General features: G+C 41.3%; 17 protein-coding genes. 9 read left to right on the forward strand and 8 right to left on the reverse strand.

Annotation, left to right across the window (positions count from 1 at the left end):
- Window positions 1-66: 66 nt before the first annotated feature.
- Complete coding sequence (aroB, locus tag ACFFRD_RS07745; protein WP_392481032.1) at window positions 67-1,179, reverse strand: 3-dehydroquinate synthase; 1,113 nt, start codon at window positions 1,177-1,179, stop codon at window positions 67-69.
- 164 nt (window positions 1,180-1,343) lie between these two features.
- Here aroB and ACFFRD_RS07750 point away from each other — a divergent pair, with 164 nt between their 5' ends.
- Window positions 1,344-1,439, forward strand: coding sequence for a cytochrome b6-f complex subunit PetL (locus ACFFRD_RS07750; protein WP_094332720.1), 96 nt, complete (start codon window positions 1,344-1,346; stop codon window positions 1,437-1,439).
- 159 nt (window positions 1,440-1,598) lie between these two features.
- On the opposite strand, the gene ACFFRD_RS07755 is transcribed toward ACFFRD_RS07750, so the two are convergent.
- On the reverse strand, window positions 1,599-2,486 hold the full coding sequence (locus ACFFRD_RS07755) for an EamA family transporter (protein WP_392481033.1): 888 nt from the start codon (window positions 2,484-2,486) through the stop codon (window positions 1,599-1,601).
- 101 nt (window positions 2,487-2,587) lie between these two features.
- Here ACFFRD_RS07755 and ACFFRD_RS07760 point away from each other — a divergent pair, with 101 nt between their 5' ends.
- The gene (locus ACFFRD_RS07760; protein ID WP_392481034.1) at window positions 2,588-3,082 is read left to right on the forward strand and encodes a MarR family winged helix-turn-helix transcriptional regulator; all 495 of its coding nucleotides are present in this window, start codon (window positions 2,588-2,590) and stop codon (window positions 3,080-3,082) included.
- 285 nt (window positions 3,083-3,367) lie between these two features.
- Here the strand turns inward: ACFFRD_RS07760 and bioB are convergent, their stop codons facing one another.
- Window positions 3,368-4,375 carry a biotin synthase BioB gene (gene bioB / locus ACFFRD_RS07765; protein ID WP_392481035.1) on the reverse strand — a complete coding sequence of 336 codons (1,008 nt, stop codon included), beginning with the start codon at window positions 4,373-4,375 and terminating at the stop codon, window positions 3,368-3,370.
- A gap of 325 nt (window positions 4,376-4,700) precedes the next feature.
- Between bioB and ACFFRD_RS07770 the strand changes: the two genes are divergently transcribed.
- A complete protein-coding gene (locus ACFFRD_RS07770) occupies window positions 4,701-5,276 on the forward strand; it encodes a GNAT family N-acetyltransferase (protein WP_392481036.1) in 576 nt (191 codons plus the stop codon).
- Between the two features lie 244 nt (window positions 5,277-5,520).
- Complete coding sequence (locus ACFFRD_RS07775; RefSeq protein WP_392481037.1) at window positions 5,521-6,006, forward strand: hypothetical protein; 486 nt, start codon at window positions 5,521-5,523, stop codon at window positions 6,004-6,006.
- A gap of 25 nt (window positions 6,007-6,031) precedes the next feature.
- Here the strand turns inward: ACFFRD_RS07775 and ACFFRD_RS07780 are convergent, their stop codons facing one another.
- A complete protein-coding gene (locus tag ACFFRD_RS07780) occupies window positions 6,032-6,691 on the reverse strand; it encodes an SMI1/KNR4 family protein (protein WP_392481038.1) in 660 nt (219 codons plus the stop codon).
- Window positions 6,692-6,812: 121 nt separating this feature from the next.
- On the opposite strand from ACFFRD_RS07780, the gene ACFFRD_RS07785 reads away from it, so the two are divergent.
- On the forward strand, window positions 6,813-8,270 hold the full coding sequence (locus ACFFRD_RS07785) for a YdiU family protein (RefSeq protein ID WP_392481039.1): 1,458 nt from the start codon (window positions 6,813-6,815) through the stop codon (window positions 8,268-8,270).
- 406 nt (window positions 8,271-8,676) lie between these two features.
- Window positions 8,677-9,870 (forward strand): TIR domain-containing protein, encoded by a 1,194-nt coding sequence (locus tag ACFFRD_RS07790; RefSeq protein ID WP_392481040.1) that lies wholly within the window; start codon window positions 8,677-8,679, stop codon window positions 9,868-9,870.
- Between the two features lie 254 nt (window positions 9,871-10,124).
- Here the strand turns inward: ACFFRD_RS07790 and ACFFRD_RS07795 are convergent, their stop codons facing one another.
- A complete protein-coding gene (locus ACFFRD_RS07795) occupies window positions 10,125-10,763 on the reverse strand; it encodes a histidine phosphatase family protein (RefSeq protein ID WP_392481041.1) in 639 nt (212 codons plus the stop codon).
- Window positions 10,764-10,928: 165 nt separating this feature from the next.
- On the reverse strand, window positions 10,929-12,653 hold the full coding sequence (locus ACFFRD_RS07800; RefSeq protein ID WP_335032626.1) for an ABC transporter ATP-binding protein: 1,725 nt from the start codon (window positions 12,651-12,653) through the stop codon (window positions 10,929-10,931).
- A 166-nt stretch (window positions 12,654-12,819) separates the two neighbouring features.
- Here ACFFRD_RS07800 and ACFFRD_RS07805 point away from each other — a divergent pair, with 166 nt between their 5' ends.
- Together ACFFRD_RS07805 and ACFFRD_RS07810 are read left to right on the forward strand one after the other, a co-directional pair.
- Window positions 12,820-13,155 carry a DUF433 domain-containing protein gene (locus ACFFRD_RS07805; RefSeq protein WP_392481042.1) on the forward strand — a complete coding sequence of 112 codons (336 nt, stop codon included), beginning with the start codon at window positions 12,820-12,822 and terminating at the stop codon, window positions 13,153-13,155.
- On the forward strand, window positions 13,155-13,520 hold the full coding sequence (locus ACFFRD_RS07810) for a DUF5615 family PIN-like protein (RefSeq protein WP_392481043.1): 366 nt from the start codon (window positions 13,155-13,157) through the stop codon (window positions 13,518-13,520). Before ACFFRD_RS07805 ends, ACFFRD_RS07810 begins: the two co-directional genes overlap by 1 nt.
- A gap of 283 nt (window positions 13,521-13,803) precedes the next feature.
- On the opposite strand, the gene ACFFRD_RS07815 is transcribed toward ACFFRD_RS07810, so the two are convergent.
- Both ACFFRD_RS07815 and smc read right to left on the reverse strand, forming a co-directional pair.
- Window positions 13,804-14,799 carry a PRC-barrel domain-containing protein gene (locus ACFFRD_RS07815; protein WP_392481044.1) on the reverse strand — a complete coding sequence of 332 codons (996 nt, stop codon included), beginning with the start codon at window positions 14,797-14,799 and terminating at the stop codon, window positions 13,804-13,806.
- A 58-nt stretch (window positions 14,800-14,857) separates the two neighbouring features.
- Window positions 14,858-18,508 (reverse strand): chromosome segregation protein SMC, encoded by a 3,651-nt coding sequence (gene smc, locus ACFFRD_RS07820; protein WP_392481045.1) that lies wholly within the window; start codon window positions 18,506-18,508, stop codon window positions 14,858-14,860.
- A 205-nt stretch (window positions 18,509-18,713) separates the two neighbouring features.
- On the opposite strand from smc, the gene ACFFRD_RS07825 reads away from it, so the two are divergent.
- Window positions 18,714-20,798, forward strand: a complete 2,085-nt coding sequence (locus ACFFRD_RS07825) for an NACHT domain-containing protein (protein ID WP_392481046.1) — start codon at window positions 18,714-18,716, stop codon at window positions 20,796-20,798.
- Window positions 20,799-20,986 lie beyond the last annotated feature (188 nt).

The following is a 20,986-nucleotide window of genomic DNA, read 5'->3' on the forward strand; positions in this document are numbered from 1 at the left end:
ACAGAGCAACTAATTTCAATTCTGACTTCTATTAGCCCATTCTGACTCCTAAATTCTTCAAATTGTTTACATTCCCTGTAATACTTGCCGAATAATATCTGATGGCACTTCGTCGGTAACTGTCACTACACCAATTTGCGTTGGTAAAACAAACCGCACTTTTCCTGCTTTAACTTTTTTATCTAGTTGCAACGCTTCAAGAATTCCTTCAATATCCAACCCAGATGGTAACTGAGTCGGTAAACCTGTTTTTTGAATTAAAGCATTTTGACGTTCCGTGTCTTCCTTTTGCCACATTCCCAATTCGACGGCAATCTGACCAGCTGCTACCATACCAATAGCTACCGCTTCACCGTGATTCACTAAACGATAACCAGTTAAGCTTTCCACTGCATGACCGATTGTATGTCCATAGTTGAGAATTGCGCGTAATCCGCCTTCTTTCTCATCTTTGCCAACAACGTCAGCTTTGGCTTGGCAAGAGCGCGTTAATATGGTGTCTATTAGCTCAGGTTTTACATAGCGGAGTTGGTCAAGTCGTTTACTTGCTTCCAACTGGGCAAACAATTCAGCATCCCAAATTACACCGTATTTAATAACTTCTGCCATCCCTGCCCGAAACTCGCGCATCGGAAGGGTTTTTAAAACATCTGGGTCAATCAAAACCAAGCGCGGTTGATGGAATGCCCCAATCAAGTTTTTCCCGTGGGGGTGATTCACGCCAGTTTTGCCACCAATTGCCGAATCTACCATCGCCAAGAGAGTTGTAGGCACTTGGACAACATTAATACCCCGCAACCAGGTTGCGGCTGCAAAGCCAGTCATATCGCCAATCACACCTCCGCCCAAAGCCACCATTGTCGCAGAACGTTCTAGGCGGTTTTCCAAGGCTATATCGTAGAGTTTTTGGATGGAATTAAGGGTTTTGTAGCGTTCACCAGGCGGTAGGGTGCAGCTAGCGACTTCAAATCCCGCAGATGTCAGGGATGTAATTGCTCTTTCCCCATAATGCTTAAAAATCGTTGGATTAGAAACTAGCAGTACTTTCTTGCCTAGCTTCAGATTGGCCATCTGTTGACCCAGTTGATCTAAACTCGAAGGTGCGTTAGCGCAGCTCAACGAAGTTATCGCAATCTCATAAGACTGCTCTGGTAAATTTACATTAATTAAAGAAGTCATTGCTCAACCCCAAACAAGCGCCCGTGGGCTGTATTCTATCGCAATCTGGGAGTGGGGGAGATGAGGCAGACAAGAATAACCATGCCCCAATGACAAATGACAAATGACAAATGACTAATAACTAATGATTCAATATATTTAGGAAGTATTGTGGAGAAAAATAAATGTTTGCAATTGCAGCTTACATCGGCTTTTTAGCTTTGTTCTTCGGTTTATCTGTCGGTCTGTTGTTCGGTCTGCGAACTGCCAAGATAATTTAATCGAGAGACAGATCCAACTTATCAACCGATCAATCTTAAGGGACGGGCATTCTACCTGTCCCTTAATGTGCTTAAAAATAGCATCCAAAAGTTGGCGATAAATCTGTTTAACTCAATTAATCAATAGCAAACCGTATTGAACTAAAGTAATTTTTTAGACTATACTTTGTAAGTAGTCGAACAATCGCCTAATCGATTCGTTTGTTGCCCTACCAAAACACTCACTAGTACGATCGCTGCTCCAATCAGTTGAATTGGCATTAACGTTTGATGTAACACCAGAAAGCCCATCAGTGTTGCAACTAAAGGACTCATCAATCCCAAGGAAGAAACAGCTGTTGCTTTTAATCGTTCAATTCCCCGAAACCAAAGCATATAAGCTAACCCAGTTCCCACCAAACCCAAATAGACAAATCCCAATAGGTTTGTCACACTCAGGTTAGTCAACGGTTTTTCAACAACTAGGGCAATAGGTAAAAGAATCATCCCGCCGATCGCCAATTGCCATGCCGTAAACACCAGCAGGGAAACTGGACGTTTCCAGCGTTTGGTTAATGTCGTTCCTAAGCCCATTGTTACTGCTCCCGCGATCGCAGCACCAATTCCGATCCAATCAAGACGAGCCGCAGGACTGAGAACCAATAAACCAACGCCAATAAATCCGGTAATGGCAGCGATAATTGAGCGTTTGGATGGTTTATCGCCTAATAATAGCCACGAAAATATCACCACTAACAACGGTTGAATTGCTCCGGCTGTTGCTGCTACTCCACCGGGAAGGCGATAGGCTGCCACAAATAACAAGGCTTGGAAAATACCAATATTCAACCCTCCCAGCAGCAAAATCCGCCACCACCAAATACCTTTGGGGAGTTGTTGCAAACTTGCGGTTAACAAAATACCGATAGGTAGCGATCGCAATGCTGCAACTAACAACGGATGATTCGGTGGCAAAAGTTCTGTTGCCACAATGTACGTAGTTCCCCAAATTGCTGGTGCTAAGGCTGTCAGCGAAATATCAAACCTTCCGGCAGTCTTTATCTTCATGGATTTTCTCTTGACATCAAGATACTTGATATCGAGATTTTAGCATTTATCTTGATGTTAAGATATTTGATATCAAGAAATTTGCATCAGCAATCAGCACAATGGCTTCCGATTCAGTCGATATAATTTTGGCGCAATGGCAACGTGAGCGTCCTGATTTGGACGTATCGCCAATGGGAGTAATTGGGCGGATGGGACGGGTAGCCAAGCATTTTGAACACGCAATCCAAGAGACGTTTTCTCAGTTTGGTCTGAATCTTGGGGAATTTGATGTGTTAGCTACCTTACGTCGTTCTGGCGCTCCTTACCAGCTATCACCAACGGCATTGTTTAATACTTTGATGGTTTCATCGGGCACAATGACCCATCGCGTTGACCAACTTGAGCAAGCTGGGTTGGTACAACGAATTCCCGATCCGAGCGATCGGCGCGGCACTTTAATCACATTGACAGAAAAAGGTTTCAACTTAATTGAGAAAGCCGTAGAAGCTCATGTTGCCAATGAGCATCGCATCCTCAGTGTTTTGCAGCCCTCAGAGCGTGAATTACTGATTGTGCTTTTAAGAAAGCTCTTAGTTTCATTTGAAGGAGAATAGCAGCAACCTTGTTATTGAAGAAGAATTCAGAAGTCAGAATTCAGAAGTCCGAATCAAGACGCTCGCAGACTCGCTACCGCTACGCTATCAGTCGGGGATTCAGATCCGCGACTTTCTTGTTGACCACCAAATTTTTAATTTGGTGGGGGTGCAAAAACGCCGGTTATTCATCCACCAGTCGTACAGAATTCATTCTGAATTCTGTTCAATAAAGAAAATCAGAACAAAAAAACATTTAGTCTGGATCTAAACCCTTGACTAAATGTTTTGCACAAAATCAAATATTTATCCTACAATAGCTGGACTTGCTACCTTCTCCTGTCTTTGGGAAGGTGGACGCATCCCCAAACCAAGTAAATTGAGCATTTCTCGATCGCTATCGTAATCTGGACAGGGAGTTGTCACCGTCAACATTTTGTTGTCGTCGCTAGAAAAGATAGAATTGGCTCCTGCCATAAAGCAGAAAGCTTGTTCAACTTGAGAAAGTCTCGCCCTACCAGCACTCAGACGCACATCAGAAGCTGGCATTAAAATTCTGGCTGTGGCAATCATCCGCACAATATCCCAAATGGGGACATCAGGTTGATTTTCTAAGGGTGTGCCCGGCACTTGTGAAAGAATATTAATTGGTACTGACTCTGGATGCGGATGTAAATTTGCCAGAGTTTGTAACATCCCAACTCGGTCATCGACAGTTTCGCCTAAACCCAGGATACCGCCGGAACATACAGTAACATTTGTCTGACGGACATTCTCGATTGTATTCAAGCGATCGCTATAAGTTCTCGTAGTAATAATTGTGCTGTAATATTCCTGCGAGGTATCTAAATTATGGTTGTAGGCGTAAAGTCCCGCTTCTTCTAATTTCCTAGCCTGATTCGCCGTCAACATACCCAGAGTGCAGCACACTTCTAAGCCCATTGCGGTTACATCCTTGACCATTTCCAGGACTTCCTCAAATTGTGAGTTATCCCGGACTTCGCGCCAAGCAGCACCCATGCAGATGCGACTAACACCAGTTTCTTTAGCTTTCTGGGCGATGTTAACAACGGTTTCCTTTTCTAGGAGTGCTTCCGCCTTTACCTCTGTTTTATAGCGCGAAGATTGGGCACAGTAGCTACAATCTTCTGGACAACCTCCCGTTTTAATGGATATAAGCTTACAAACTTGTATTTTTGTTGGGTCATGATATTGGCGATGCACGCTAGCAGCTTGATAAATAAGCTCTAGCAATGGCATATTGTATATCGCCCGAATCTCTAATTCCTGCCAATCGTAGCGTATTCCCACCACATCACTATCCTTCTTGTAGATTGGGTTGAATCTTGAGCTGTCTTTTGGTTGAATTTCCTGCGGTACAGCGTTTGGGCAAAGCGATTTTATCGAAGTTATGCCCCGCACTGTGCTTTATCACCCATTGGCTCTCAATCCTTGCGCTCTAGATATTAGACATCAGCTTATCAAGATTTTGGTGGAATGGCAGATTACCAGCAAAAATACTCACTCTGTCTGTTTTAAAGGGCATTGGGTAAAACAGTTCTAACTGCTGCTGCTAAACCGTAGGTATGAGAGAATTTATAAAATTTAGAGAATGTGCTGGGAAGAGATCCCGTCGATTATGATATCAGAACTGCCACTAATTACTAGCGATCGCCTATTATTACGAGCGGCGATTCATGAAGATATACCCCAAATTCTTAAATACTTCATTTATAACAAAACTTATCTCACCCCATTCTACCCTCTATGGGCTGATGGTTTTTTCACTGACGAATATTGGCAATATCAGATAGAGAATAGTTTTCTGGAATTTATTAATGGGCAATCATTAAAGCTATTTATTTTTACAAAAAAAAATCCTACTGTAGTTATTGGAACCGTAAATTTTAGCAATTTTGTAAGAGGAGCCGCTCATTTTTGCTACGTGGGATATAGTCTTGCTGAAAGTAAACAAGGTAAAGGATATATGACAGAAGGGCTAAAAGCCGCAACTCAATATCTATTCCAAGAGTTGAACTTTCACCGAGTTATGGCTAATTATATGCCTCACAATCGGCGCAGTGGCAATGTCTTAAAAAGGCTCGGATTTGTTATTGAAGGATACGCTAGAGACTATTTGTTAATTAATGGACAATGGGAAGATCATATTATGACAAGTCTTACAAATACTAATTGGCAAGCACCAAAATTTTAAACAGCTATTTTCTAGTAGTGTAGAGATACCGAGCTTATTTTAATAAGTTCGGTATCTCTATGTTATATTTATACACAGTTAATTAATAACTTGAGACATTAACTTGCAATATCTATAAATTCATAGTAAATCCATAATAAATACACAACAACTCCACAAACAAATGCAAGAGTAATATTTGTTCACCATCTGACTAATAAGACAAGGGGTGAATTTTTTTTAGATGATTGAGGAGTTTTTCAAAATGTCTATTAATTCTATAAAGCGCTTATCTGTATTTTCTACTATCTTCGCCTTTGCTACCATATTGCACGGAGTGGTTTTGGCAGCACCAGTTCCAACTTCCCCCACTACACCACCCTTAAAAACTCAGAATAGTCCTACCGCACACCAAAAAATCAAACTTACAAACCAACAGCGTCAACAAATACAAGTGGCTCGTCAGCAAAGAGATAAGGATATTGAGGCTTTATTAAACCCCTCTCAAGCCACTAAATTTAAGGCAGCACTACAATCCCGTCAGAGAATTAGAATAGTGTTAAAATCTTTGGATCTGAATCAAGATCAACAAAAACAGGTTCAATCAATTTTGCAAACTTATAACCAACAAGTAAAACAAATTTTATCTTCACAGGCATCAAAACCAACATCAAACTCAGTAGGAATTACTTCACCAACATCAAATCCAGTAGGAACTACTCAACCAGTATCGCAACCAATTAAAAAGTAAAAAATTCAGTTTGATTTAATTAAGGTTAAGTTTCCGAAGACTGGCGGATTTGATGCAAACTTCGGTTAAGCCAGTCTTCATACCAATCATAAAAACTTAAAGGCTGCCCCTGGTCGCTATTTGGATGAGAATCATCAGGGTCGGTATCATGGAAAAAACTACAAAAATCCAAAGAAGCAGGATATATTCCATTATCATTAGTACGGTCATCTATCCAGATTTTTCCTGATTGCTCCCCGGTAATGACTAATATTGCATCAATTCCACAACCATAAGTTGTAATAGTGAGAGTACCCTGGATAAACTTATTGTCAAAATAAGCATCATTTATATTGTTGATAATCAAATCTAAATCATTCCACGCTTCTGTTAAAAGAAATGGTTTAGAGAGAATTTCGTACTTCTCTTGGTATAGTTTTTCTGCGGTTATATCTTCATATTCAATTCCTGATAGTCCAGATAAGCCGTATCCTGGCCCCGCACCACCATTGCCAATTTCTAACAGAAAGTTTTTATATTCACTTGGTAAACTGATCTTGTATCTAGATTCAAAAACTTGAATATCTTTGTTACTCAAGCAAGGTTTTAATTGATATTGGTGTGATTCTGAGCCAAAAACCTCAAATGTAGCGTCTAAAATAGCTAATTGAGTTAATTTTTTCTTTAATTGCAAAACTTTATTCATTATGCGCTCTAGATTTTGATGGTGGCGCTGCCATATTTTAGATATGGTCGCTTTTTGTGTCTATGCTGATGTTGAAGCCAGAGGTAGTATTAAGGGAAGAATGAATTAAGCTTTGCTCGTAATGACTCTGGCTGAAACTCCAAACTACAAAAATTCTAGCAATCCTCTTCTCTCCCTCAACTACGAAAGCGCCTTAGAATCTCTAGGTGATGACTACTATGATGAGGTGGCAGCAGCAGAATTTCCCCAACACCTCTTGCGTTGGCGTAACGATGCACTACTACCTCGTTTGGGTTTAGACCCCCAAGTAGTCAAAGACGAAGATTTCATCACAGCTTTTGGCCAGTTTCAGGGGCGCAAACCCTTGTTAGCACTACGTTACCACGGCTATCAATTTGGTGAATATAACGGACAATTGGGTGATGGTAGAGGCTTTCTCTATGGACAAGTCCGCGCCACTGATGGCGAATTATACGATTTTGGCACAAAAGGCTCTGGGAGAACGCCCTACTCCCGTGGAGGCGATGGTATGCTCACGCTCAAAGGTGGAGTGCGGGAAGTTCTGGCTGCGGAAGCACTGCACCACTTGGGTGTACGTACCTCGCGCTGTTTGAGCATGATTGAAACAGGTTTACCCCTCTGGCGGGGCGATGAACCTTCACCTACCCGCTCATCTGTGATGATTAGAATGAGCAGTTCTCATATTCGGTTTGGCACTTTTGAGCGACTGCACTATTTTCAGCGTCCAGATTTAACTAAGAAGCTGTTAGACCATGTAATTGAGCAATATTATCGACACTTAAGCGCTGAACAAGATAAATATGTCTTGTTTTACGCAGAATTAGTGAAACGAATTGCAGAACTAGTAGCGCAGTGGATGGCAGCTGGCTTTTGTCATGCAGTCCTAAATACTGACAATATGTCAATTACTGGAGAGAGTTTTGACTATGGCCCTTACGCGTTTATCCCAACTTATAACCCATCCTTTATAGCTGCATATTTTGATTATTATGGACGCTATTGTTACGGTAATCAACCAAGTATTTGTAAGTTGAATTTACAAATGCTCCAAGAACCTTTAAAGGCGATTCTTGATAAAGACGAAATGGAAGCGGCATTAGAAAGGTTTGATGAATATTATCAAGCTGAATACAGTTCTTTGATGTTGAAAAAGTTAGGTTTTGTGGAACTGTCACACCCACAAGCTACGGAACTGTTGAATCTAACGGTTGAATTCTTGAAAGATAGCCAAGTTGGTTATCACCAGTTTTTTTATGAGATGGCTCGGACTTTTTCATCAAAATGGCGAGATGAGCCAGGTTTTGTGATGAATAATTCAGATATTGTGCCAGTACCGGGTGCGTCGGGAATCTTTGATGATTGGTGCATACTATACCATAAAATCTTGAATTATTTTGATAGCGGCCGTACCGATGTAATTGCTCAAACACTAGCTGTTCATAATCCTAAAACGGCACTATTAAGACCTGTGATTGAGTCTACTTGGGAAGCAATTGCTCAAGAAGATAATTGGCAACCTTTTTATCAGTTAATCCAGGCGATTCAGTCTAGAAAATAGTAAAATCACACCTATTTTCTTTTTAATCTGGACAGCTTATTGAGATTATATCTGGTGTAATTTACACAACGAATAATCTAATAAGAGACGTTGCATTGCAACGTCTCTACAAAAATTTTTAACTAAATTGTATAGACATAGCAATCCAAATTGAATTGCGAGAAAATACGTAGGTCGGTTATCTAAATATAAAAGTAAAATTTTATTCAGCCTTGGTGATTAGAAATCACGGCTACACAGACTAAACTCTAAAGTTCTGATGCTCTAAAACCTACCTCAGAATTATTTTTGCCTGCGTGGGTTATTTTTTAAGTCCGCGTAGGTGGAGGATAGTTTATGTAGAAGCAAATTTTATTCACTTATTGCTTCCAAATTTCTCTATCGCATCTTAGAAAACCTTAAAAAAATGAATCAGATATACATATCTTATGCATGGAAAGATAACAAGAGTGAATTAGGTAGTCAACGCGAAGAATTAGTCGATAAAATTTGCACTGCACTTATTTCTGAACGTTACAACTTAATTCGCGATCGCAACTATTTAACGCTAGGTAAGAGTATACACGACTTCATGCAGGAAATCGGGCGTGGAAACTATGTAATTGTCGTTGTCAGCGACAAATATTTGCGCTCTGAATACTGTATGTTTGAAGCTATTGAAATCATGAAATGCAAGGATTATGAACAAAAAGTTTTTCCTGTGGTTTTACAGGATGCTAATGTTTATACCAAAGAAGGTAAGACTGAGTATATAAAATATTGGAAGCAACAGAGTGAAACACTAAAACAACTTATGGGTTCAGAATTATCTGCTCATGAAGATTCTGCAATGTATAATGTTGCTGAAAAAATTATGGAAATTTCCCAGAAGATTGATGAATTCATGTTTTTTATCTCGGATAAATTAAGCATTGATCCGTCTCAAAACTTTAATGGATTTATCAATCAGCTTACTGATGCTATTAAAAATGATGCTGTTAAACTCAGAAACAAAAAGAGTATTTTAGTTGCAGGAACAGGATCTTTTGAAATTCCTAATGAAATCAATTGGTGCGCTCAACAACTTGGTAAAAAAATAGCAGAATATAACTATAACTTGATAACAGGTGGATGGGAGGGAGTAGATTATGTTGTCGCTGATAAGTTTGCCGAAAAAATCGCGCAAAAAGATATCCGCCTAACCGATAAGTTAACTCACGTTGTTCCGCGAGGAAAACAACCTGTATTTAAGGGCGGAAAAGTCGAATACACGGAGTCAGGTATTAATGAATGGCTCGATTGTTTGCAACATTCAGATTTGGTGATTCTTGTGGGAGGTGTTGGTGGAACGTATGAAACTTATCTATATGCTAAACAAGAAAAAATTCCGGTGATTCCTATTGTCTGCACTAATGGCGATGCCAAAAAAGTATTCGATGAAATGCTGGCAAATTGGGATAGTAAATTAATGGGAAATATCTCACCGGAAAAATTTAAGTCACTAAATCAATATATCAATGATCCTTCAACAGCAGAAGATGTAGTCAATGATGTTATGGACATCGTTAACGAAATTATTTTTGCAAAAACTATGCTAAATACCCAGGGTAAGCTCATCTAATTTGGTATTTTGAAAGTCTGCTATCCCTTCTTGACAAGTCATATCAAACCCGGCTTGCATCCCACTCATAACAAAACTTTTTGCCAATTAAACCTGATTTATGTTGAAACCTAGAGTTTTTTAAAAGACATATTGATGTAGGTTGGGTGGAGTGAAACGTAACCCAACATTACCACCTTATTTATGTTGGGTTACGCTAACGCTGCACCCAACCTACGAAACTACAAAACTACGGTTCTCAAGGTAGACGAGGTTTATGTTCCCGGACGAGAGCGGATATGATCGGGTATATGATGGCGATCGCCTAATATTTCTAACAAAGGGCCATTAACGTCAAATTTAACCATACTTACCGACGCGACCAAAATATTCACCCGATAGCGATAGCGTCCCAAATCAATTCCCAGTAAACTGCAAAGCATAATCCGAATCGTGGCTTTATGGGAAACCACTAAAACATTACCTTGGTGATGTTTTTCTTGAATTTCAGCAATTACAGGCATAGAACGGTTAGCAATATCTACCGCAGTTTCTCCACCTAGTGGTGCATTCCAAGCGGGTTCTGTCAACCATTTTACATAGTTTTCTGCGTAATTCTCTTGGGCAAACGATTTACTCTTCCTTTCCCATTCGCCGTAACTACCTTCTCTAAGTCCATCACGCAACTGCATATCCATACCGATAGCATCACAAAATGGCTTGGCAGTTGCAACTGTGCGCTTCATCGGGCTAACATAAACAGCTTCCCACTTCAATTTTTGATAAACATCGGCAAAACCGGATGCCATCTGCATCCCCTCTGTTGTCAACTCCGCATCAGTTTCACCGCAGAAGTTACCACTTTGACTAAAAGTGGTTTCTCCATGTCGCAGTAAATATAAATTGAGTGTCATAGCTTATATCGCGATTGGATAAAGGAGTTGGTGCAAAAACAAAGTACCATCAATCTCGGAATCGATTATGTGACAGCAGGACAAAGTAATCAACCAAAAAAGTCAATCCAAGACAAACTTTTGAAAAGTTCTACTTTTCTCTAACTCTCTGTGTCTTCTCCACTACTAACTAAATTGCTGGGCATAAAACCGCGCGTAGCGATGCTCTAGAGCTAATAATTCTTCATGGGTTCCTGATTCAACAATTTGTCCCTGTTCGAGAACTAAAATGCGATCGCACCGTCTCACGGTTGATAAACGGTGAGCAATAATAAATACTGTGCGTTTTTGCATCAGTCTTTCCAGCGCTTCCTGTACCAGTGCTTCTGATTCAGAATCTAATGCTGATGTCGCCTCATCAAGAATCAATATTTGGGGATTAAGGAGAACCGCACGAGCGATCGCAATTCTTTGTCTTTGTCCTCCTGATAAGTTTACCCCACGTTCGCCTACCCAGGTCTGATAACCCTCTGGTAGTTGGCTAATGAACTGATGAGCATTAGCAATCTTCGCCGCCTCTTTAACTGCTTCCATGTCAAAAACATCTTGTCCAAAGGCGATATTTTGGGCAATTGTCCCCGAAAACATGATGGTTTCTTGAGGAACAATCCCAATTTGTCGCCGCAGACTATGCAGCTTCACATCCCGAATATCAACATCGTCAATGAAAATTTGACCAACTTCCGGGTCGTAAAAACGGGGAAGGAGATTGACAAATGTGGTTTTACCAGCACCAGAAGCACCCACAAGTGCGATCGCTTCACCTGGTGATACCAATAAACTGATATCTTTTAATACGGGTTCACCAGGCTTATAGGCAAAGGAAATATGACGATATTCTATTTTGCCTTTGACTGGGGGGAGAGCGATCGCATTTATCTTTTCGATTACCGTCGGCTGAATTGCCATCAATTCAAAAACCCGGTCAACAGATGCTTCACCCTGCTTAAATTCGTTGTAGTTGTTAGTAGTATGACCGATGGGATCAATTAACAGCGCCGCCGCCGCCAGATAGCTGAAAAAATTCGCCACTGTTAAGTTATTTTGGGAAATTTGCCACGCTCCCACAATCAGTAACGATAACGCACTTAAGGCTTCCAAAAATCCCACAATGGGAATTTGAATCGCTTTCAGGCGTTCGGCTGAGTATTTAGCTTTAAGACTGCGTTCTGCTTCATGGCCAAAGCGGGCAATTTCGTAATTTTCGGCAGCAAAAGCCTGTACTAAACGAATACCATTGAAAACTTCCGCGAGGATGGCTGATAAACCCGACACGCGATTTTGACTTTTTAAGGAATACTTGCGTAACCGTTCGCCAAACCAGCCAACTAAAATACCCATCAGTGGCGCAACAATCACCGTTGCTAATGTCAGTTGCCAATTCAGGTAAATCATGTAAATCGGAATTGCCAACAACTGCAAAATGCAGGGGATAAAGTCGTGAAATCCTTTATTTACCACTTCGCCAACCCGGTCAACATCTTCCGTGAGGCGGTAAGATAAATCACCTGCTTTTGCGGTTTCAAAATAGCTGAGATTTAGCTTTTGCAGATGGGCGTAGACTTGCTGGCGGAGATAAAAAGCAACTCTCAAAGAAGCTTTGGCCATGTACATATCTTGTATAGACTGAAACAAGCCTCTGACAAGAAAGACTAAGGCACAGCTGCCAGTTATTTGAGCGATCGCTACTACATTACCCTGTGCAAAGGGAATTGCCAATTTACCGGCAAGATTTATCAACACTAATGTCGCCAGCACGTATCCCAAGATACCAATGAGTCCCTTGGTGATGGTTTTCCACTGGAGTCGGATATAAGGCAGTAGTTGCCAGTAATTAGAACGCGTTTTCAAGCTCGAAAGTCCACAACGATATTTTTCCTTTGTTTGACGCTAGCAGCTTTTGGGGAGTTTCTGAACACTTAACTAATTAGTTACAAACTGTTTTAGGGTTGATCATAGAGTTTCCCGGTGTTCTTTTATGATTAAAGTGGAATGTTAATTTGAGGGGTATTGCTTTATGAATCTGGAAGAGTATTTCAATGCCCTTGCACCAGATGACATCCGACTCAAAGGAACCCGTATTGGGATTGAGAGCATTCTTTACGAGTATATCTATCGCTCTAAAACACCAGAAGAAATTGCCGAACAATTTCATACGGTGACGTTAGAACAGGTTTACGCCACGATTTTGTATTACTTGCATCATCGTTCAAAGGTTGATGCTTATCTGGTAAATTGGTTGGAATTTTCCCGAACCATGCGCGAAGAACAACAGCGAAATCCATCTCCTGCCAGGATGAGGTTTCGACAGATTCAGGAAGAAAACGCTGGAAAACAGTTGCAGGAAAGCTAATGGCAATCCGGTATCTGTTGGATGAACATCTGAGTCCTACATATCGTTCTCAACTTGTGCGACGCAACCCTGAATTGGTCGTGCGAATCATTGGGGATTTAAATGTGGCACCGAAGGGTACTCCAGATCCAGAGATTTTGATTTGGTGCGAAACCAATGGATTTATTTTGGTGACAAATAATCGTAAGTCGATGCCCAGACATTTGGCTGACCATTTAGCTTCAGGTCGCCATATTCCTGGAATTTTCACCATAGATGCAAACCAAAGCATTGGACAAACTGTTGAAGAATTAATCATCATAGTTGAAGCTTCGTTTGAGGATGAATACCAGGATCGAATTGAATATCTACCCCTGAGCCAATAGGTTAAGACAAGAGACGCGATAAATCGCCGTCTCTACAATAGTCAGTCCTTTGTAGAGACGGCGATTTATCGCGTCTTTGTGATCATTCATCGCGGTTTTGTGATCTAGAATTTTCATCAAAAAACCTTAACCGAACCAACGTATTGCTTCTACACCTCACTTATCCTAAAAAATTAGCCCCCTCCTTACTTGCAAGGAGAGGGCTAAACTTATCTGAGAAATAATTCGTAATTTTCTGGTTGAATTACGAATTACGAACTACGAACTACGAATTACGAATTAATTAATATCCGCCTTCTTCTTCGTATTCTGGCTGTCTTTCCTTAACTTTCTTAGGAATATTCACAGGCTTCGGCTCATCTTCCCAAGCATCACCTTCTACATCATCATAATCATCGTATTCGTCAACATAAGGCTTGCTGTAAGGCTTGGCTTCATACTTTAGCGGCTGCGGTTGTTGATACCTGTCGCTACCCGTTGCTTCACTCCAGTTATCTTCTTCCTCGTCTTCTTCGTATTGAATAGATTCATACTGCCGCGCCTTCATTACCTGACGCTGTGGCCTTTCTTCTTCCACATAGTCTTCATTCCATTCCTCTTCCCGCGCTACGGGTTCGGGGGCGCGAACTCTCTGCTTGGGTGGCTGTAATGGCACACCACTAGGAAGTTGATTACCTGGTGCAACTTGGCGTGGCGGAGTATAGCCGTATTCTTCTTCTGCATCCCTCTCCCACGGTGCTTTGCCGATACCCAAACGCTCTAACAAACCAGTTGTCAACTGATTCACCCGTTCTTCGGCTCCCTCAAACACAATCAACCGATTGGGGCCAGTACTGACAATTTCATCTACTGAGAACTCGTAAGTACTCAAAAATTGGTCGGGAATTTGGGGTAATCCTAAAGAAGCGATGACTATAGAGTTAAGCTTCCCGGTTTCGCCGTTGAACTTGAAGCCCCGGACTTTGCCTAATACTTCACCTGTTTCTGTAATTACTTCCCAGTTAATCAGATTGCTGAGAGATTCAACTTCGATATCTTCTATTACATCTTCGTTATCAACTAAGATGACATCACCAATCTGGCTGATGTTGTTGAGGTACATGTAGCGCGGTATGCCCGAAATGGAGATCAGGCTGTCTCGCAAACCAAGAGCCACAACCTCTCGTTGATCAATATCAACCCATACTTGACTGATGATGCCTAGCCGCTTGCCGTTGTCGCGGGTAATCACCTGGGTGTTTAATATATCGGAACGTCTAATTATCTGTTCGGAGGTCATTCTATACCGAGTCCTGATCTCGAATCCGGTTTGTCTATACACTATTATTAACAAAAACTCAAGCAGATGTATTGGATGATTGTAATTTAATCCCCAAAACTTGAGTGTAGGCTCCTCGTGCTTGAGTAACGCCAATTGTGCGTTCGGCTGATTCTATCATCGGACGACGCAAACTCACAACTATAAATTGCGCTTGTTGTGACTGTTGCTTAATCATTCTAGCTAATCGTTCTACGTTTGCTCCATCTAAAAACATATCCACTTCGTCAAAGGCGTAAAAGGGCGATGGACGGTAGCGTTGAAGAGCAAAGATAAAGCTCAAGGCTGTAAGTGATTTTTCTCCCCCAGACATGGAAGCTAGGCGCTGTACAGGTTTGCCTTTGGGATGTGCAACTAAATTAAGTCCACTGCTAAAGGGATCTTCAGGATTTTCGAGTTGTAGGAAGCCGTCGCCGTCTGAAAGAATGGCAAAAATTGATTGAAAGTTTTCATTGACAGCATCGAAGGCTTCTTTAAAGGCAAGTTGCCGCAATGTGGTAAAGTTTTCAATCCGCAAAAGTAGTTCGGTGCGTTCCCCTTCTAGTGTCTCTAATTTTTGCGTGAGTTCTTGGAGACGGTTTTGAGTGCGTTCGTATTCTTCCAACGCCAGCATATTAACAGGTTCCATTGCCTGTAAGCGTTTGGTAAGCGATCGCAATTCTTTCTGCAATTCTTCCAAATCTACCTTATCTGGAACTTCCGGCAAAGGATTTGGTAATTCTGCTCCCATATCTCGCAACTGGCTTTGCAGTGCAATTAATTCCTCCCGCCGCTTCTCTTGGGTTTCTTTGAGTTTTTCGATTTCCCATTGCAATTGTTGTTGGCGCAAAAGGTGCGATCGCACTTCCAATTCTGTAGCGTCGCGTTTTTGTTTCTCTTCTCCCAAATTCTGTTCCATAAGGCTCAGGTTGGCGCGGGTTTGGGTGATGAGAGTGCTGAGTGCTGAGTGCTGAGTGCTGAGGGTATTTAGTTGATTTTGTTGCGCCTTTTGTTCGTGATGATATTGGCTAATTCGCTCCTCCCCTTCTTGGATTTTCTCTTGTAAACGTTGTTGCTGATTTTCTAAATTTTTTAATCTTTGTTCAGCTTCGCGTAACGCTGTTTCGCGTTGTTGCAATTGTTGCTCTTGAATTTTAATGGTTGCCTGGATTTGTTGCCATTCACTGGGAGTTTGAGACGCTTCTAACTCTGCTAAAGCGTGTCGCAATTGTTGCAGTTGAGTTTCTTGTCCAGGTAATTCCCGCTCTAAGATTTCTAATCGGGATTGAGCAGTGGCTAACTTTTCGCTGTTTTGGGCGAGTTGCGATCGCGTCCCCTGTAATTGCACTGTTAAACTCTTAATGTCTTTCTGCAACTGTTCCAATTGCAATTGCTGTTCGCGCCGCGCTTGACGCGCTTCTGTGAGTTCTTGCGTCAGTTTTTTGGCTCTGGCTGACAAAGTAGCGATCGCTTCCGTACAACGCTCTAAAACTCGCTCAATATCCACCAAGCGACTTCTCAAAGCGATCGCTTCATCAGATTCCGCCGCTTCACCAGTTCCAAACCGCAACGCCGAACGATTGCTGTTACTACCACCAGTCATTGCACCGCTAGTTTCTAACAATTCTCCGTCTAAGGTGACGATGCGATATAATCCTAAGTTTTTCCGCGCCGCCTCAAGGCTGGCAAATACTACTGTGTTACCAAAAACATAACTAAATACATCTTTGTAACGGCGATCGCAATCGACTAAGTTAACAGCATAGTTAACGAAGCCACTGGCAAAACGCAGCGTTGCATCTTGAGTAAATTTAGGAGCATGAATTTTATTTAGTGGTAAAAAAGTTGCTCTCCCGGCACGTTTCTGTTTGAGTAGTTCAATCCCGGCTGCGGCTACACTATCATCTTCCACCACAATATGTCCCAAGCGTCCACCAGCAGCCATTTCTAAAGCTAGCTGATGGCGGGGTTCCACCTTTCCTAACTGCACAACCAAGCCACAAAGTCCAGGCATTCCCGATTGTAAAATAACTTTACTCGCTTGGGTTCCTTGGACTTCTTGCTGTGCTTGCGTTTGCGCCTCGATTTTATCCAACTGGCGTTGTTTTTCCCGTTGTTCAAAAAGTAACCGCTTTTGGGTTTCCTGTTGGATTTGCAATTCTTGTTCTGTGGCTGAGAGATTTTGGGCTAAATTCTGGATGGGTTCGCTAGAGGCGTTAAATTCCGTTTCAATTTGACTACATTCAGTTTGTTTTTGGGCTAATAGTGGTTCGTCGCGTTCAATTAGCTGGGTTTGCTCGGAAATTAATTGCTGTAACTGATTATTCCGTTCTGTGAGTTGTGCTTTTTCTGTGCGTTGCGGTTCTAGAGTATGCAACAGAGTTTCAATTTGACGATTGAATGCCGTTTGTTGCTGTACCCATGCTTCCGAGGCTGAGGCAATTTCTGCGGCAGCTTCGCGGGAGGTTTCTAGAGATTGGTGGGCTTCATCCCTTTGGTGTTGGGAAGACGCGATGAATCGCGTCTCTACAATTTGGGTTTCGGCAATTTCTTCTAGGGAATGACGGTGTTTTTCAATTTCTTGCTGAGTTTGAAGCAGACGTTTGGCGGTTTCTTGGGAAGCTGTTTGTAATTCGGTTAACTGGCGCTGGAGTTGTTTACGTTCCGCTTCTTGGGTGGCGAGGGTAGATTGTACCGCCAAAAGTTCATCTTCTCCCAATGCTTTGACATGGGCATTGAGTTGTTCAAGTTCAGCAGTTTTTTGGACAATTTCAGAATTTAGGTTTGTGAGTTGGGTTGAGAGTTCAGTAGAATTGCGATCGCCTGTTTGAATTTCGTGAACTAACTTTTCTTGTTGTGCTTGCAAGGATCGCCATGATAAAACAGCTTCCCAGGATTGCTTCGCTAGAAATTCCGTGCGGAGTTTTTGATATCTCTCAGCTTTAGCCCGATCTTGAGAAAGGCGATCGCGTTGTGCAGTTAATTCTGTCTCAATAATCCGACAGCTATCTTCCTTTTCCTTCACCTCATCTAAAGTTGATTTGGCTTGAATGATTTTGCGATCGAACGCCGCCACCCCTGCCAATTCATCAATAATTTCCCGCCGTTCCCGCGCATTCATCGAGATAATACTGGTGACATCCCCTTGCAGCACCACGTTATAGCCTTCAGGATAAACCCGTAGGTTACTTAATTGCTGATGCAACTCTGTCAACGTGCAAGCTTCACCATTGATATAGTAATTCGACGTGTAACTTCCTTGGTGAGTGACTCGCAGCCTTCTAGTAACACTCCACTCTGCCGATTTTGAATTTTGGATTTTGGATTTTGGATTTTCTTCCCCTGCTTCCCCTGCTCCCTCTGTCTCCCCTGCCTCCTCTACTTCCTCCCTTTGCGCCTTTGTGTCTTTGTGTGAGATTTCATCTGACAAATCAAACGTCACAGTGACGCTAGCTTCAATAGAAGCGCGTCCTTTAGACGTTTGGGTGTTATTTACCAAATCTGGTAAGCGTTCGGCTCGCATTCCCTTAGAACTGGAAAGTCCGAGGCAAAATAGCAGTGCATCTAGAATATTAGATTTACCCGAACCATTTGGCCCAGATATGACAGTACACCCCGGCAGCAAAGGGACTGAAGTAGTACCGCCGAAGGATTTGAAGTTGGTAAGTTCCACGCGCTTGATATGAACCATAGGCGCTGGTTAACTGGGCTAATGAAGAACAAGTGTATCAACTAATTAAAAATTCGCAAGAGGGTAAGGGGGAGAATTCAGGATTATTATAGACGCGTAGCGGCTTGAGGCAAGCTACCACACGAGGCAAGAGAGACGCAGAGGAGGGAGGAAAATGGACTGAATTAGTAATGTATAGTAATTAACTAGTGCCTATGTCGTAAATATGCAGCCACGTAACCCGCAGCTAATCTGGTTATTTATCATTGCTCTTCTGACTGTACTTGTTAATAATTGTCTGAGTTTTCTCCTCAATCAATTATCAGACATATATAAATGGAAAGATGTAATTCCAAATTATGTAATCTGGCTGCTAGCTTTGATTATGTCAGTGCTGTTTGCTTATTTTAGCTGGCTAGCTATTCATATTCAGAATAATAGCAACAGTGGGACACAAAGACCTACTAACAGAGTTGATCCCAAATTGCTTAAAGATTCACGAGGCAAGTTTTTAAGGGTTTTGAAAAGCGATATTGAGGAACGGCTAGAAAAATCGTTATACAACAACACAGTTTTTATTCCCCTTGATATAGAACAACAGGGTAATCAGTCACCATCTCCCCAGACAAGCAATCAAAACAAACAAATCAATCGCCTATTAAGCCCAATTAAACCAATTTGGTCTTGGATAAGAAATGGACAAAATACTCCTCTGCCTCCAGAAACCAAAATTGTTGATATTTTTAATCAAGAAGACGGTAAATTATTGATTTTGGGTACACCAGGTTCAGGTAAAACGACATTGCTGCTGAAACTGGCAAAAGAATTAATAATGAGTGCTGACGGAGATGATGAAAATAAACCTATTCCAGTGGTTTTTGAACTAACTAACTGGCAAAAAAAGCAAAAAATTACTGATTGGCTAGTAGAGCAACTAAAATATCAGTATAACATCTCTGAAGATATTGCTAAAGAATGGGTCAATACTAATCAAATATTGCCTTTTTTTGATGGTTTAGATGAATTGAAAGAAGACCAAGTAGATTGTATTCATGCTATTAATGATTTTATCAAACAATCCTCTCAACATATCCATTTAGTTGTTTGCTGCCGCTCCCAAGAATACGATAGTGGTAATACACTGCTGCGGGAGCTAAATGCAGTATTTGTGCAACCGCTAAATCCATCTCAAATTGAAGTATATTTTAGTCTTGCAAATCGTTCAGATTTGTGGAATGGAATTAAAAGCAACCCTGATTTATTGGAGTTGGCACAGTCGCCTCTGCTGTTGAAGTTTATGGTAGAGGCTTATAAACAAGCTCCAACTAGAAAATCGCAAAATTTCATTTCTCCTGAAGTCTGTCGTCAGTCTTATCTTGATGATCTATTCGATACCTACATCAAAGTTAAGCTAGATGAAACCCAACAAAGCAAGTTATATAAACTAGGAAAAGAGCCAAGTAAAGAAGATACTAAATTTTGGTTATCTTGGTTGGCTAATAAGCTGAAAGATAACAAGCAGACAGAGTTTTTAATTGAAAAAATGCAACCGTATTTGTTAGATGATTTTTTATCAAAAGTGCTATATAGTCTGATTATTGGGCTGATTATTGGGCTGATTATTGGGCTGATTTTTGGGCTGATTATTGGGCTGAATAGTGGGCTGATTATTCGGCTGATTATTGGGCTTATTTTTGGGCTTATTTTTGGACTTGAGAGAAGTATAAAACCTGAAGAAGCCTTCCAAATATCTTGGTTAAAAATGCGAGATAATTGGAAAAAAATAATGGGATGGCTGATTTTTTGGCTGATTTTTGCGCTGATTATTGGGCTGATTATTAGGCTGATTTTTGGTCTGATTTTTGGGCTGATTTTTGGGCTGATTTATGGGCTGATTTATGGGCTGATTTATGGGCTGATTTATGGGCTGCAAAGTGATATAAAAAACAGAACAATTCCCAATCAGGGTATTTGGAAATGTGCCAAAAATGGTTTAATTATTGCTATAATTACTTTTCCTATTATGACAATGGCTTATATGCAGATTTGGCTAATTCAAGGAATAAGCATTGAGCCAATCCAAGTGCTGATTTCTGGCCTTGGTTCGAGTTTGGGATTTGGATTGATTTTCGGAGGTGCTGCTGTCATCAAACATTGTGTTCTGCGCTTTATTCTCTGGCGGAATGGCTCTATTCCCTGGAACTATGCTCAATTCCTTGGCTACGCGACTGAACGAGGGTTAATCATCCAATTAGGTGGGCGCTATCGCTTCAAGCACGACTTGCTACGGGAGCATTTCGCCAAACTTTGATACTGGGTATTCCATATAGTGCAATTTTGTTCTCTTTTCTCAGACGTAGGACGATCGTATTTGTTTGTTTGAGATAATCGTTATTACAGTTAGTATAAGCTGTCACATTATTACTTTTATTTAACGTGAGTTTGATGGCTCATATAGTTTCTGCCTAATTATTTCCATCAAAAGACCTCTAAGAGGGT

Source organism: Nostoc sp. C110, from assembly GCF_043099725.1.
Lineage (GTDB): Bacteria > Cyanobacteriota > Cyanobacteriia > Cyanobacteriales > Nostocaceae > Nostoc > Nostoc muscorum_A.

Bases quoted from the DNA above. Each gene is read 5' to 3' on its own strand.
- ACFFRD_RS07790 (WP_392481040.1), top strand. From the start codon at position 8,677: ATGAATCAGATATACATATCTTATGCATGGAAAGATAACAAGAGTGAA.
- ACFFRD_RS07750 (WP_094332720.1), top strand. From the start codon at position 1,344: ATGTTTGCAATTGCAGCTTACATCGGCTTTTTAGCTTTGTTCTTCGGT.
- ACFFRD_RS07775 (WP_392481037.1), top strand. From the start codon at position 5,521: ATGTCTATTAATTCTATAAAGCGCTTATCTGTATTTTCTACTATCTTC.
- ACFFRD_RS07770 (WP_392481036.1), top strand. From the start codon at position 4,701: ATGATATCAGAACTGCCACTAATTACTAGCGATCGCCTATTATTACGA.
- ACFFRD_RS07815 (WP_392481044.1), bottom strand. From the start codon at position 14,799: ATGACCTCCGAACAGATAATTAGACGTTCCGATATATTAAACACCCAG.
- ACFFRD_RS07755 (WP_392481033.1), bottom strand. From the start codon at position 2,486: ATGAAGATAAAGACTGCCGGAAGGTTTGATATTTCGCTGACAGCCTTA.
- ACFFRD_RS07825 (WP_392481046.1), top strand. From the start codon at position 18,714: ATGCAGCCACGTAACCCGCAGCTAATCTGGTTATTTATCATTGCTCTT.
- aroB (WP_392481032.1), bottom strand. From the start codon at position 1,179: ATGACTTCTTTAATTAATGTAAATTTACCAGAGCAGTCTTATGAGATT.
- ACFFRD_RS07780 (WP_392481038.1), bottom strand. From the start codon at position 6,691: ATGAATAAAGTTTTGCAATTAAAGAAAAAATTAACTCAATTAGCTATT.
- ACFFRD_RS07760 (WP_392481034.1), top strand. From the start codon at position 2,588: ATGGCTTCCGATTCAGTCGATATAATTTTGGCGCAATGGCAACGTGAG.
- ACFFRD_RS07795 (WP_392481041.1), bottom strand. From the start codon at position 10,763: ATGACACTCAATTTATATTTACTGCGACATGGAGAAACCACTTTTAGT.
- ACFFRD_RS07805 (WP_392481042.1), top strand. From the start codon at position 12,820: ATGAATCTGGAAGAGTATTTCAATGCCCTTGCACCAGATGACATCCGA.
- smc (WP_392481045.1), bottom strand. From the start codon at position 18,508: ATGGTTCATATCAAGCGCGTGGAACTTACCAACTTCAAATCCTTCGGC.
- ACFFRD_RS07785 (WP_392481039.1), top strand. From the start codon at position 6,813: ATGACTCTGGCTGAAACTCCAAACTACAAAAATTCTAGCAATCCTCTT.
- ACFFRD_RS07810 (WP_392481043.1), top strand. From the start codon at position 13,155: ATGGCAATCCGGTATCTGTTGGATGAACATCTGAGTCCTACATATCGT.